General features: G+C 74.5%; 9 protein-coding genes. 3 read left to right on the top strand and 6 right to left on the bottom strand.

Annotated features, from left to right (window positions below; genetic code table 11):
- Nucleotides 1–28: 28 nt before the first annotated feature.
- From BLV24_RS15580 to BLV24_RS15560, 5 genes are all read right to left on the bottom strand, one after another.
- Entirely contained in the window at nt 29–1,183 is a 1,155-nt protein-coding gene (locus BLV24_RS15580; protein ID WP_092683458.1) for a glycosyltransferase family protein, read from the bottom strand.
- Complete coding sequence (locus BLV24_RS15575) at nt 1,180–1,782, bottom strand: histidine phosphatase family protein (RefSeq protein ID WP_092683456.1); 603 nt, start codon at nt 1,780–1,782, stop codon at nt 1,180–1,182. Before BLV24_RS15575 ends, BLV24_RS15580 begins: the two co-directional genes overlap by 4 nt.
- Nucleotides 1,779–2,915, bottom strand: a complete 1,137-nt coding sequence (locus BLV24_RS15570) for a glycosyltransferase (RefSeq protein WP_092683454.1) — start codon at nt 2,913–2,915, stop codon at nt 1,779–1,781. Before BLV24_RS15570 ends, BLV24_RS15575 begins: the two co-directional genes overlap by 4 nt.
- 178 nt (nt 2,916–3,093) lie before the next feature.
- On the bottom strand, nt 3,094–4,431 hold the full coding sequence (locus BLV24_RS15565; RefSeq protein WP_092683452.1) for a glycosyltransferase: 1,338 nt from the start codon (nt 4,429–4,431) through the stop codon (nt 3,094–3,096).
- Between the two features lie 20 nt (nt 4,432–4,451).
- Nucleotides 4,452–5,732, bottom strand: coding sequence for a glycosyltransferase family protein (locus BLV24_RS15560; RefSeq protein WP_143040333.1), 1,281 nt, complete (start codon nt 5,730–5,732; stop codon nt 4,452–4,454).
- 548 nt (nt 5,733–6,280) lie between these two features.
- On the opposite strand from BLV24_RS15560, the gene BLV24_RS22270 reads away from it, so the two are divergent.
- The 3 genes from BLV24_RS22270 to BLV24_RS15545 all read left to right on the top strand — a co-directional run bounded on the left by BLV24_RS22270 (nt 6,281) and on the right by BLV24_RS15545 (nt 11,293).
- Nucleotides 6,281–9,118 (top strand): mechanosensitive ion channel family protein, encoded by a 2,838-nt coding sequence (locus tag BLV24_RS22270; RefSeq protein ID WP_245710594.1) that lies wholly within the window; start codon nt 6,281–6,283, stop codon nt 9,116–9,118.
- Nucleotides 9,119–9,377: 259 nt separating this feature from the next.
- Nucleotides 9,378–10,292 carry a sulfite exporter TauE/SafE family protein gene (locus BLV24_RS15550; protein ID WP_092683450.1) on the top strand — a complete coding sequence of 305 codons (915 nt, stop codon included), beginning with the start codon at nt 9,378–9,380 and terminating at the stop codon, nt 10,290–10,292.
- A gap of 14 nt (nt 10,293–10,306) precedes the next feature.
- Nucleotides 10,307–11,293 carry a TIGR02186 family protein gene (locus BLV24_RS15545; RefSeq protein ID WP_342707999.1) on the top strand — a complete coding sequence of 329 codons (987 nt, stop codon included), beginning with the start codon at nt 10,307–10,309 and terminating at the stop codon, nt 11,291–11,293.
- A gap of 46 nt (nt 11,294–11,339) precedes the next feature.
- Here BLV24_RS15545 and BLV24_RS15540 read toward each other — a convergent pair whose 3' ends face one another.
- A complete protein-coding gene (locus BLV24_RS15540) occupies nt 11,340–12,392 on the bottom strand; it encodes a porin (RefSeq protein ID WP_092683448.1) in 1,053 nt (350 codons plus the stop codon).
- Between the last annotated feature and the right edge of the window lie 34 nt (nt 12,393–12,426).

The following is a 12,426-nucleotide window of genomic DNA, read 5'->3' as shown; positions in this document are numbered from 1 at the left end:
GCGCGACGTCGCGCCGGGGGCGCCTGGCTCAAAGGTCTCCCAGGATGATCCGGGCGCTTTCGGCGGCGCCGTCGGCGCGCAGCGGGGCGGCGATGCGCGGCGCGTGGGCGAGGGCGTCAACCCGCTCGGCCAGCGTCTCGGGCGTCAGCGCGCCGATGCGGGCGGCGGCGAGGCCGGGGAGGTTCGAGAACGCCTCGGCCCGGATCAGCTGCTCGCGCTCGCCGCCCTCCTCCATCGGGACCAGCAGGGCGGGGGTGGGCGACAGCGCGGCCTCGACGGCGGTGTTGTAGCCCGCGAGGCTGACCGAGACGGCGGCCCGCGCCATCATTTCCCGATAGTCCGCCCGAGCGGGCTCCGCCATCGCCGGGCCGAGCGCCGAGAGCCGCGCCGCCTCCGCCGTCGCATCGGCGCCGCCGACCAGCAGGCGCCATGGCAGGGGGGAACGGGTCGCGGCATGGGCGGCCATCTCCAGAAGCGCCCGGCCGATGGCGCCGCCGCCGGTGGCGACCAGCACCTCGCCCCGGCCCGGGCCGTCCGGCGCGGCGGCGGGCGGGGGCGCGCAGACATAGCCGGTGTAGCTCAGGGGGCGGCCGAGGCCCGCGGGCGGCGGGGGGCCGGCGTCGGGGCCGGGCCAGCTCGCTTCCAGCGGGATCGCGGCGGCGTCGCCATGGACCAGCACCGCGCGGAACGGGGCCAGCGCCTCCAGCGTGCGGGCCACGCGCTTGGGCTTGGAGGGCGGCTCCAGCACGTCGCGGATCGAGACCCAGGCGGGGGCGGCGCCTGCGGCTTCCAGCGCCGTTTCGAACTCGGCGGCGAGGCTGCGACGGCCGAAAGGGTGCAGTTCGCAGACCAGCGCGTCGGGGGCGGCGTCGCGCAGGATCGCGGCGATGCGGGCGCGGCGGTCGGCGTAGTCCTCGGGGCCGGCGGGCGTCCCATCCGCGCGCAGCAGGTTGCGATAGTCGAGCCCGTCCGACATCAGCGGCGGCAGTTGGCGCAGGTCCACGCCCGTCGCGTCCACATGGGCCAGGGGCCTGCCGCCGGAGATCACCAGCGCCTCCGCCCCCGCCTGCGCCGCCGCGCGGGCCAGCGCCAGGGTCCGCACCAGGTGGCCGGAGCCCATCAGATGCGTGACCAGATAGGCGATCCGGGGCCGGGCGCGGGGCTGGCGCAGGGGCGGGGTCATCGCGGGACCAGCCGCTCGAATTTCGCGGCGCCGTCGGGGCGGCCGCCGCGCATCGTCACCGGGTGGACCGAGGCGCGCTTGATCCGGAACGTCTCCGGCCCGCGGTAGTTCCAGCCGGTGGCCCGCGCCAGCAGGGCGCGCATCACGCCGCGATGGCAGACGATCAGGGCCGGGCCGGAGAGCTCCGCCAGCACGGCGCCGGCGCGGTCGGCGACCTGGGCCGGGGTCTCGCCGCCCGGCGGCTGGAAGTCCCAGCCCCAGTCCTCGACCGGGCGGTAGGCGCAGTCCGGGTCGGCCAGCAGGTCCGCGCCGATGCGGCCCTCCCAGTCGCCCATATGCATTTCCACCAGCCGGTCGTCGAGGCGGATCGGGGCCCCCGCCGCCAGCGCTTCGGCCGTCTCCACCGCGCGGCCGAGCGGCGAGCAGATCACCGGCAGGCCCCGCCAGCGCGGCGGCAGGGCGAGAGTGGCGAGGGCGGCGCGCGAAGCGGGGGCGAGCGGGATGTCGGTGCGCCCCTGCAGACGGCCTTCCTCGTTCCACAGGGTCGGGAAATGGCGCAGGAGGCCGATTTCGAACGGGGCGGGCTCGGTCACGGTCATCGCGGGGCGCCTTCGATGAGGGGGAGGAGGAGGGCCCGGAGGCGGGCGGCGGCGGCGTCGATCCCGTGGCGGGCGAGGATATGGGCGCGGGCCGCGGCCCCGGCGCGGACGAGCCGCTCGGGCGAGGCGAGCGCGGCGGCGAGGCCGGCCGCGTAGGCGCCGGGCGCCGCCGGGTCGGTCAGGGGCAGGCCGCCCGCGGCCTCGGGGACGAGGACATGGGCCGGGCCGGGGCGGTTCTCGGCCAGGCAGGGGAGGCCGGCGGCCTGCGCCTCCAGGTAGACCATGCCGAAGCCCTCGCCGACGCCGGGCCAGGGGAGGAGGTCGGCGGTCTCCATCGCGGCGCGGGTCTCGGCGGGGTCGGACACCGCGCCGCGGAAGCGCACGCGGGGGGCGAGGGGGGCGAACATCGCCTCGACCTCGGCCCGAGCGGGGCCGTCGCCGAGAATGTCGAGCCGCCAGTCGGGAGCGGCGGCGGGCAGCGCGGCCAGTCCCGCCGCGAGCCGGGCGTAGGAGGCCGCCTTGTCGCCGGGCCGCATCATCGCCGCGACCAGCAGGCGCAGCGGCGCCCCCCGCCCCCCGGACGTCTGGCGCGCGCGGGGGGCGGGAGGCGGCCCGGGATCGACGAAGGGGGGCAGTTCGGCCAGCCGGTCATGGCCGAGGAAATCCAGCCCCGGCCGGTCGCGGGGCGTGGACCACAGCAACAGGTCCGCGGCGCGCATCCCCGCCTCCGCCGCCGCCGCGAAGCCCGCCCAGGGGCCGGCGCGGCGGCGGCGGGAGAGGATGGGCTCGGTCACCACATAGGGAATGCCCAGCCCGCGCGCGACCTTGGGGCCGAGCAGGTCCGGGGCCTTCCAGTAGCTGTGATAGGTGAGCCAGAGCGCGGGGGGATCGGCGCGCAGGGTTCCCACGAGCCGGGCGGCCTCGTCGCGGGCGCGGTGTTCGAGCGCGGCCTGGCGGAGGGGGGCGCCGGCCATGTCGAGGGTGCGCAGCTCGGAGGCCACGAAGGGCGCGAAGCCGGCGCGCTCCAGCGCCTGCAGGGTCAGCCGGGCGATGCGCCGGTCGCCCGAAGGCGTCGGGTGCGAGGCTGGTTTCATCGGCGCGTGGAAGGCGATGCGGAGGGGCGGAGAGGCCATGGCGCGTGGGGTCAGGCGCGGCGCGCCGGCGGGGCGGCGCGGCGTCGGCCGGAGAGGGGACGGCGCGGCGGAAGGGGCGGAACGCGACGCCGGGCGCAAGCGGGCCCGCTGCGCCCCGGCGCGACCCGCACGGTCGCCGTCGGCCGCCGCGAAGCGCCGCCCGCGGCGGCGCGGCGGGTCATCGGGCGGCCCGCGACGGAGAGGCGGGCGCAGGGCTCGCGGACGCCGCGAGCGGAGGCGCCGCGTCGCCGAGGGCGGCGCGCAGGCGGGTGTCGAGCGCGTCTATCCCGGCCTCCATCCCGAACTCCGCGACGAGACGGGCGCGGGCGGCGCGGGCCTGGGCCTCGGCGGCCTCGGGGGCCGCGGCGATGGCCTCGATCCGGGCGGCGAGCGCGGCGGGGTCGCCGGGCGGGACGAGGGCGCCATGGACCCCGTCCTGGATGAATTCCGGGATGGCGGAGACGGCGGTGGTCAGGATCGGCAGAGCCTGGCTCGCGGCCTCCATCAGCACGTTGGGCAGCCCGTCGCGATCCCCGTCCCCGGCGATCTTGGAGGGCAGGACGAACAGGTCCGCCCCGCGCATTTCGGCGATCACCTCGGTCTGGTCGCGTTTGCCGAGCCACGCGATGCGGTCCGCGATCCCCGCGGCCTCTGCTCGGGCGGAAAGCGCGTCCTTCAGCGCGCCGCCCCCCACATGGCGAAACCGCCAGTCGAGCCCGGGGGGAAGGGCGGCCAGCGCCTCGATCAGGTCGTCATAGCCCTTCTTGGCCACCAGCCGCCCGACCGAGAGCAGGACCAGCGGCGCGCCCTCGGCCCGGGGCGCGCGCGCGGGCGGGTCGGGAAAGCGCGTCAGGTCGAGACCGTGATAGACCAGCCCCACCCGCGCGGGGTCCGGCGCCAGCCCCCGCAGATGCTCGGCGCCCGAGCCGGTGCAGGTCACCAGGAACCGCGCGTCGGCCAGTTTCTCGCGCTTCTCCCAGTCCGGGATGGTCCAGATGTCCTTGGCATGGGCGGAGATCCCCCACTCCACCCCCCGCATCGCCGCGGCGTAGCGGGCGACGGAGCCGGGCGTGTGCAGGAAATGCGCGTAGAGGAACCGCGTCCCCTCCGGCAGTTCCGCGGCCAGAACGCAGGCCTGGCCGAAGCGGCGCACGCGGTTGGCGGTGCGGTCGCGCCCGAGGTCGCGCAGCCATTGCCGCGCGGTCGCGCCGAAGCCCGGCATCCGGACCGCCCGAGCGACCCCGCGCAGAACCCGCAGCGGCTCCTGATACAGGTATTCGGGCAGGTAGCGGGGCCGCGCCCGGATGCGGTCATGCAGCGGGTGAGTGCGGTCGTCATAGGGGTGGCGCAGGGACCAGATCTCGAACGCATGGCCGCGGGCCTCCAGCGCCAGCAGCTCCTGGGCCACGAAGGTTTCGGACAGGCGGGGATAGCCTTTCACCACGACCGCGAGCGGGGGGGCGGAAGGGGGCTCCGCCGGAACGGGCGGGGCGGAAGCGCGGGTCTGGGAGGTCATGGCGTCGTCCGGAAGCGGGCTCAGGCGCGGCGGGCCTGCGGGCGCGCGGCGCTGTCGAAGGCCGCGGCGGCGCGCTCCGCCACCCGGTCAAGCCCGTCGAGCAGGCCGGGGATGGAGATCTCGGAAGGCCGCGGCTGGGTGGCCAGTCCGCGGATGGCGGCGATCATCGCCTCGGGCCCGTAGCCGTCGCGGGGCGCGTGCAGCATGCGCGCGAGGCCCAGCCGCTCCGCCGCCTCGGCGCGGATATACTGCTCCAGCCGCGGCCGGATACGGGGGGAGATCACGGCCGGCTTGTCGAGGCTCAGGATCTCGCAGAACGTGTTGTAGCCGCCCATGGCGATGATGCCGGAGGCCTCGGACAACAGCCGCTCGATCCGCGAATCGAAGCTCATGACGCTGACCCGGCCCTTCAGCGCATGGGCGCGGCGGTCGAATTCGGCCCGGCGCTCGGCATGCAGGAAGGGGCCGTAGACGATCACCGCATGGGGGCCGAGCGTCGGGTCGGTCTCATAGGCCTGCAGGGTCCAGTCGATCAGCCCCTCGCCGTCGCCGCCGCCGCCGGTGGTGACCAGGACATAGGGCTCGTCCGGGGGAGCGAGGCCCACATCCGCGGGCCAGTCCGGAGCCTCGCGGCGCAGGTAGCCGGTGTAGATCACCCGGTCGAGCACCTCGTCCGGCAGGCCCAGCCCGTCGAGCGGGCGGCAGATCTCGGGCAGGCCGTAGACCCAGATCTCGTCGAAATAGCGCCGGATCGCGTCGGCGTGGTCCTTGCGCTTCCACTCCGCGGCCAGCGAGGGCAGGTCGTCGAGCACGTCGCGCACGCCCAGCACCACCCGTGTGCCCCGGGCGCTGGCGGCGGCGAGCGCGTCGCCCATCTCGTTGCGAAAGCCCCAGGCCTCCTTGTCCACCAGCAGCAGGCCGGGGGCGAAGGCGGCGTCGGTGGCGGCGATGATCGAGGCGCGCAGGTCCACCGTGTCCTCGATCGAGATGCCGAGATTGTGCGAGGCGTAGTCGCCGTCCGCCAGCTTCACCACGCCGGGCAGGCGCACATGGTCGACCCGGTCGGGGAAGTCGAAGCGCCCGGCGATGGGCGAGCCGGTGAGGATCAGCGCGGCGACGCCGGGGTCGCGCTCGGTCAGGGCCGAGGCGATGGTGCGGGCGCGGCGCAGGTGGCCGAGGCCGAAGGTGTCATGGCTGTAGAGCAGGGCGCGGCGGCGCACATCCGACGGGGCGTCGTCGCGGTCGCGGCGGCGCGGCTTGGCGGCGTGAATCGAGACGCCGTTGTCCCTGGGGGCCGTCATCCGGTGAGTCCGCCCTCGTCTGCTCGCCCTGCGGGTCGTCCATGATCGCGTGCCGGCCGGGCGGAGCGTGGATGTCTCATGCCGCTCCCCCCAAAGGCCGCTGCGCGTTTCATCGGCGTCCCCTCGACGCTATCCGGAAACGCTGCGCTGCGAAAGCGGCGAAACCGGCGCGCGGCGGATGCGGCATGCGGGCGGGCGGGGCGGCGCGCCGGTCGGGGCGGAAAAGACTTGTGTTGCGAGGCGCTTGATATCATGTGCGGCGCGGACCTCGGGCCGGGTGCGCGGCGTGCGGCCGCGGCGTCCTGCGGGGCGCGGCGCATGGCGGGCGCCGCTTCGAAGGCCAAGGAGGCGGGATTCCCCCACGTCAAAGGGGCGCGGCCGCGACGGTCGAAGCCCGGGTTTCTTGCACGCGGCGGGCGTGATCGGCATATGCTGTCGCGAGTTGACGGAAGGGCGGACAGAACATGATGCGAAACGCGCCGGAGATCTCCCGGACGTTCCGGCGATCCGAGGCCGCGGCGCAGTCCCGCCGAGCCGGGGCGAGCCGGATGGCGGGTTGGGTTCGGGCGCTGGCGCTGGTCGCGCTGGCCGCGATCCTGTGCGCGGCGCCCTGGCCGTCGTCCGACCGGGACCGGGACCGGGACCGGGGCGCGGCGCATGGATGGGGCGGCGCGCAGGCGCAGGTGATCGACTACGGCCGCCTGTTCGGCGCCCCCGCCGGAAAGTCGGAGGAGGACGCGCCCGCCCCTCAGATGTCGCGCCCCGCGACCGAGCCCGGCGCCGTGACGCGGCCGCCGGATCTCGCGACCTACGGCCTGATCGCCGACGCGGCCCGCGCGCAGGAGCAGCCCAGCATGCTGCGTCGCTCCACCCGCAATGTCAGCGTGTTCCGCCAGCGGCTGGAGCGGATGCTGAGCGAGGCGCGCGACGGGCTGACCCGCATGGGCACGCGGCTCGACGCCGCCAGCCCCGACGGGCATCGGGGCTATTTCGCGGGCGTGGCGCTGGTCACCGCCATCCTGATCCTGATCGGGCGGGCGGTCACGGGGCTTTACGGCATCTACCTGGCCCGGCCGCTGATGATCACCGCCCAGCGGCGGTTCCGGACCAACGACCTGTCGGGCAAGATTCCGGTGCTGGCGCTGCGCTTCGCAATGACCCTGGTGGCGGTGCTGATCATCACCGCCATTTCGCTCGGCCTCGGCATCTTCCTGTTCGAGGAGCACGCGCCGACCCAGGCCACCGCCGGCCTGATCGTGCTGTGCTACGTGACCTTCATCGCCGCCGACACCGCCTGGCGGATGACGTTGAGCCCCTATCTGCCCGAATACCGCGTGCCGAGGATGAGCGACGCCGATGCGCGCCGACTTTATCTCTGGCTGTCGGGGCTGACCGCCTTCGGGGTGACGTCGGGCGGGTACACCTATTGGCTCAACGAGATGGGCGTGGGCACGGAGCTGGTGCGCCTGAACGCCATCGTGCTGGGTTTCGTCAGTTTCGTCGCCGCGGTGACGCTGGTCTGGGTGAACCGGGCGGCGGTGTCGGGCGCCATCCTGCGGGGCCGCAGCCCGTATGAGAGCACGTGGATCTCGGCGCTGGGCGCGAAGATCTGGGCGCCGCTGATCACCGTCTATCTCCTCGCCGCCTGGGTGGAGGAGGCGCTGCGCAACGTCATGGGGCTGGACAAGGTGGTGCCGCTGCTGGCGGGCGCCTTCCTGACCCTGCTGCTGGCGCTGCTGTCGCAGGCCGCGGGGCTCTACGCGGTGGAGCAGCTTTTCCATCGCTCCCGCACCGCGCGGCGGATGCAGGAGGAGGCCGACGCCGCGCGGGCCGCGGATGCGGCGCGGGTCTCGCCCGGCGGGGACGGGGCGCCGCCGCTGGACGGCCAGCCGCCGGCTTCGGGGGACGCCGCGACGGCGCCCGGGGATGGACTTGAGGACGGCCATCGGACGCATCCGCGGGTCGAGATCCCGCCGCTGGACGCGCGCTCCGACCCGACTTCGGATGCGCCCGCGGACCCCGGCGCCGATGCCGGCCCGGCCGCGGCCGGGCCGGACCCGCTGCGCCGGGCCGAGCCTGCTCCCGGCCCCGCCCCCGATGGCCCCGCCCCCGATGGCCCCGCCCCTGATGGCTCCGCCCCCGATGGCCCCGCCCGCGATGGCGCCGTCCCGGCCGCCGGCCGGATGGACGTGGGCGACATGGACGGCGACGGCGACGACGAGGGCGGCGGCCCGGTCAGCGTGCCGCCCCGGCCCGGCGCGGAACGCCCGCCCGCGCCCGCGCCCGAGCCCGCCTCCCGCACCTATCGCCCCACGCGGACGATGCGCAGCTTCGAGGACCTGGCCCGCCGGGTGGTCAGCCTGTTCTCGCTCGGCGCCGGGGCCTATGCGCTGATCCGGGTCTGGGGCGGCTCCGGCATCTTCGCCGACGGCTCGTTCTTCGACCGCTCGCAGGACGTGATCGACACCCTGTTCCTCGGCTACATCGCCTATCACGCCATGCGCATCTGGCTCGATCAGCGCATCGAGGCGGAGGGCGGGGACGACATCGTCGGCGAGCCGGGGGACGAGGGCGGCGGCGCCTCCGCGGCCTCGCGGCTGGGCACGCTGCTGCCGCTGTTCCGCTCGGCGATCCTGGTGACCATCGGCATTTCGGTGGCGGTGATCGTGGCGACGGAGCTGGGGGTCAACGTGGCGCCGCTGTTCGCGGGCGCCGGCATCGTCGGCATCGCGGTGGGCTTCGGCGCGCAGACGCTGGTGCGGGACATCCTGTCGGGCATGTTCTTCCTGCTCGACGACGCCTTCCGCAAGGGGGAGTATATCGACGTCGGCTCGGTCAAGGGGACGGTGGAGAAGATCTCCCTGCGCTCGTTCCAGCTGCGCCACCACCTGGGCGCGCTGCATACGATCCCCTTCGGCGAGATCGCGCATCTGACCAATTTCTCGCGCGACTGGGTGATGATGAAGCTGCCGCTGCGGCTGACCTACGACACCGATGTCGACAAGGTGCGCAAGCTGGTCAAGAAGCTGGGCGAGCGGCTGAAGGAGCACCCGATCGAGGGTCCGAAATTCGTGCAGCCCCTGAAATCGCAGGGCGTCTACATGATGGAGGACTCGGCGATGATCATCCGGATCAAGTACATGACGCGGCCGGGCGACCAGTGGACCACGCGCAAGCTGGTCTACCAGGAGATCCGGGAGCTGTTCGAGAAGGAGGGCATCCACTTCGCCCATCGCGAGGTGACGGTGCGCATCCCCAACATGCCCGACCGCCCGCTGAACCACGACGAGAAGGCGGCCGTCGGCGCCGCCGCCCGCCGCGCGGTGGAGGACGAGAAGCCGGGCGCCGACCACGCCTCGGCGATGGCGGCGGCGGAGGCGCGGTGACCCCGTCAGGCCCCGTCACGCGCGACGCCTGACGGGGCCGGGACCGGTCGCGGCCCCGCGCGCCGGCCCCCCCCGCGACCCGGCGGCGCGGAGGCGGCGCGCGGCGGGGGGAGAAGGCGGGGGGGGGCGGCCCCGCGCCGTCGCGATCCGGGGTGCGCGGGACGAAGAAGCACACCCGGCGCACGGAGTTTTTCCCCGAGCGCGCTTGCCAAGCGGCCTGCCCGCGGGCTGTAATCCGGGCCTGACATCGGGAGCCTTCATGCTCATCTACCTGCCCATCGCCGAGGTTTCGGTGAACGCCTTCGTCCTGCTGGGACTGGGCGGGCTGATCGGCCTCCTGTCCGGCCTGTTCGGCGTCGGCGGCGGCTTCCTGATGACGCCCCTCCTGATGCTCGTCGGCATTCCCCCGGCGGTCGCCGTGGCCACCGGGGCCAACCAGATCTGCGCGGCCTCCTTCTCCGGCGTGCTGGCGCATTGGCGGCGCGGCGCGGTGGATTTCCGCATGGGCGGGGTGCTGCTGGCGGGCGGCGTCGCGGGCTCCTTCGTCGGGGTCGAGATCTTCGAGCTGCTGACCGCGCTGGGCCAGGTCGAGCTGATGGTCTCGCTGACCTATGTGCTGTTCCTCGGCGTGGTCGGGGGGCTGATGCTGATCGAGAGCCTCGGCGCGATGATCCGCGCCCGCAGGGGGACCGCGCCGAAGCGGCGCCAGCGGCGGCGGGGCTGGGCCCACAAGCTGCCGCTGAAGATGCGGTTCCGGGCCTCGAACCTATATATCTCGGTGATCCCGCCGTTCCTGATCGGGGCGCTGGTGGGGCTTCTGTCGGCGATCATGGGGGTCGGCGGCGGCTTCATCATGGTGCCGGCGATGATCTACATGCTGGGGATGCCGACGGCGGTGGTGGTGGGCACGTCGCTGTTCCAGATCATGTTCGTGACCGGCGTCACCACGCTGCTGCACGCCACCCAGACCTTCACCGTGGACATCGCGCTGGCGCTGCTGCTGCTGGTGGGCGGCGTGACCGGCGCGCAGGTCGGCGCGCGGTTCGGCATGAAGCTGAAGGCCGAGCAGCTGCGCATCGGGCTGGCGCTGATGGTGCTGGCGGTGTGCCTGAAGATCGCCTTCGACCTGGTGGCGACGCCGGCCGAGCTCTACAGCCTGGCGGCCGCGCCATGAGGCGGGGGCGCGCCGTGATCGCCGCCGGCCTGTGCGCGCTGCTGGCGCTGGGGGCCTCGTGGGCCGTCGCCCCCGCGGCGCTGGGCCAGGGCGCGGCCGATGACGCGACCCCGCCGGCCCCCTCCGGCTCCGGCGCCCCGCGCACGATGCAGGGCGAAGCGCCCTCCGCCCCGCCGGGCGCCCCCGCCGGCGGGCGGGAGACGCCGGGCGCCACGGTCGCGCCCGGCGGAGGCGAGGTGCTGGTGCTGCCCGAGGGGCGGGGCGCTCCCGGCGAAGACGCCCGGTCCGATCCGGACCGCGAGCGGGTGGTGGCCGCGCTCAGCCACAACCAGGTGTCGATCACCACGACCTATGCGGGCTCCGAGATCTTCGTGTTCGGGGCGATCAAGCGCAACGCGCCGGCGCGGACCGGCGAGCCGGACGTGATCGTCACCATCTCCGGCCCCTCGGCGCCGGTGACGGTGCGGCGCAAGGCGCGGATGTTCGGGGTCTGGGCCAACAACGCCTCGACCGTGGTGGACGCGGCGCCGAGCTTTTACGCGGTGGCGTCCACCGGGCCGCTTCGGGACGTGCTGAGCGCCACCGAGAACCTGCGCCACCGCATCGCGCTGGACAGCCAGGTGCGGACCATCGGCGCGGCCTCGGACGTGGCCGACCCGGATGCGTTCCGCGAGGCGGTGATCCGGCTGCGGCGGGCGCAGGGGCTGTATGTCGAGGCGCCGATCGAGGTGGAGGTGATCGAGTCCACCCTGTTCACCACGCATGTCGCGCTTCCCGCCAACATCGTCGAGGGCGACTACGTGGCGCGGGTGTTCCTGGTGCATGACCGACAGGTGATCGACCTGCACGAGACCGTCGTCGGCGTGCGCAAGGTGGGGCTGGAGCGCTGGCTGTTCGCCCTGTCGCGCGAGGCGCCGCTGCAATACGGCCTGCTGGCGCTGATCGTGGCGCTGGCCATGGGCTGGGGCGCCTCGGAAGTGTTCCGCCTGATGCGCCGCTGAGCGGCCGGGCGGGGGCCGAGGGGGGCGCCCCCGGCCGCCCGCGCGATCAGAAGCGGATGTTGAGCGAGGTCAGCACCGCGTAGCCCTCGCCCACCAGGCTCAGGTCCGCCTCGCCGTATTCCACCGCCGCGCTGACGTCGACGCCCGGGGCCAGCAGGTAGGTCCCGCCGAAGGTGGCGTGCAACGCGTCCGCCGTGCCGTTGGCCGTCATCACGCCGCCGCCGATCTTCCACGCGTCGAACTGGTACATGGCGCCGAGCCCCACATGGTCGGTGCGCCCGCGCCCGTCGCGGCGGTTCCAGAAGCCGGCGAGGGTCACGAGGTCCTCGCCGGTGGTATAGGTGATCTCGGCGCCGGCATGCATCATCTCGGTCCCGGCCGGGCCGTCCGAGTTCAGGTAGCCGCCGCCCACCGACAGGCCGAAGCCGTGATAGGGCGTCGGGCTTCTCCAGCTGGCGCCCACCGCCACCTGGTGATCGGCCCGCAGCGGTCCGGCGCCCGCCCGGGGCAGCGACCGCGCGGTGTCGCCGAGCCCGTCGGCGGTGGCGTCGGGCTGGTAGCTGACGCCGGCGCGGATCCCGTAGCGGTTCTCCGGCAGGCCGTAGCGGATCGACAGCGCGTCGTCCTTGCCGACCATGCCCACCCCGCCGGGGGCCACGAAGATGTCGGCGTCGTAATAGTTGTAGGGGCCGGTGGCGAACACGATCCCGACCTGGCCGTATTCGTTGAGCGCGGTGTCGGCGCCGCCGACCCAGACCTCGCCGAAGGCGCCGTCGACGCGGGCCCAGTTCTCGTCGATCTGGTCGAGCGCCGAGGTGAACGCCTCCACCTCCACCTGCACCGCGAAGTTGAGGCCGGAATCGCTGGAGCCCCGGGCCTTGAGGTGGATCTCGCCGTCGCGGATCAGGACCAGCTCGGTGTCGCCGGAGATCGAGGCGTCGGTCACGCCGGCCCCGATATACATGTAGCCGCCGACCGAACCCGTGATCCGCTCCGCCCCCGAAGCGGCGCCGGCGGAGACCAGCGCGGCCCCGCTCGCCAGCGCCGAAAGGCGAAAGAGACCGGGGCGGCGGCGCGGGGAGATCCGGGCAGGGGACATGTCAGGCTCCGTTGAGTGGGACGGTCCGTGGCGG

Source organism: Albimonas donghaensis (assembly GCF_900106695.1).
In the GTDB taxonomy this organism is placed as follows: domain Bacteria; phylum Pseudomonadota; class Alphaproteobacteria; order Rhodobacterales; family Rhodobacteraceae; genus Albimonas; species Albimonas donghaensis.
This window is presented reverse-complemented; position numbering and strand designations above follow the sequence as displayed.

What these genes read in the sequence shown, in the direction of transcription:
- BLV24_RS15580 (WP_092683458.1), bottom strand. Translation starts at nt 1,183, where the DNA reads ATGACCCCGCCCCTGCGCCAGCCCCGCGCCCGGCCCCGGATCGCCTAT.
- BLV24_RS15575 (WP_092683456.1), bottom strand. Translation starts at nt 1,782, where the DNA reads ATGACCGTGACCGAGCCCGCCCCGTTCGAAATCGGCCTCCTGCGCCAT.
- BLV24_RS15570 (WP_092683454.1), bottom strand. Translation starts at nt 2,915, where the DNA reads ATGGCCTCTCCGCCCCTCCGCATCGCCTTCCACGCGCCGATGAAACCA.
- BLV24_RS15565 (WP_092683452.1), bottom strand. Translation starts at nt 4,431, where the DNA reads ATGACCTCCCAGACCCGCGCTTCCGCCCCGCCCGTTCCGGCGGAGCCC.
- BLV24_RS15560 (WP_143040333.1), bottom strand. Translation starts at nt 5,732, where the DNA reads ATGACGGCCCCCAGGGACAACGGCGTCTCGATTCACGCCGCCAAGCCG.
- BLV24_RS22270 (WP_245710594.1), top strand. Translation starts at nt 6,281, where the DNA reads ATGGCGGGTTGGGTTCGGGCGCTGGCGCTGGTCGCGCTGGCCGCGATC.
- BLV24_RS15550 (WP_092683450.1), top strand. Translation starts at nt 9,378, where the DNA reads ATGCTCATCTACCTGCCCATCGCCGAGGTTTCGGTGAACGCCTTCGTC.
- BLV24_RS15540 (WP_092683448.1), bottom strand. Translation starts at nt 12,392, where the DNA reads ATGTCCCCTGCCCGGATCTCCCCGCGCCGCCGCCCCGGTCTCTTTCGC.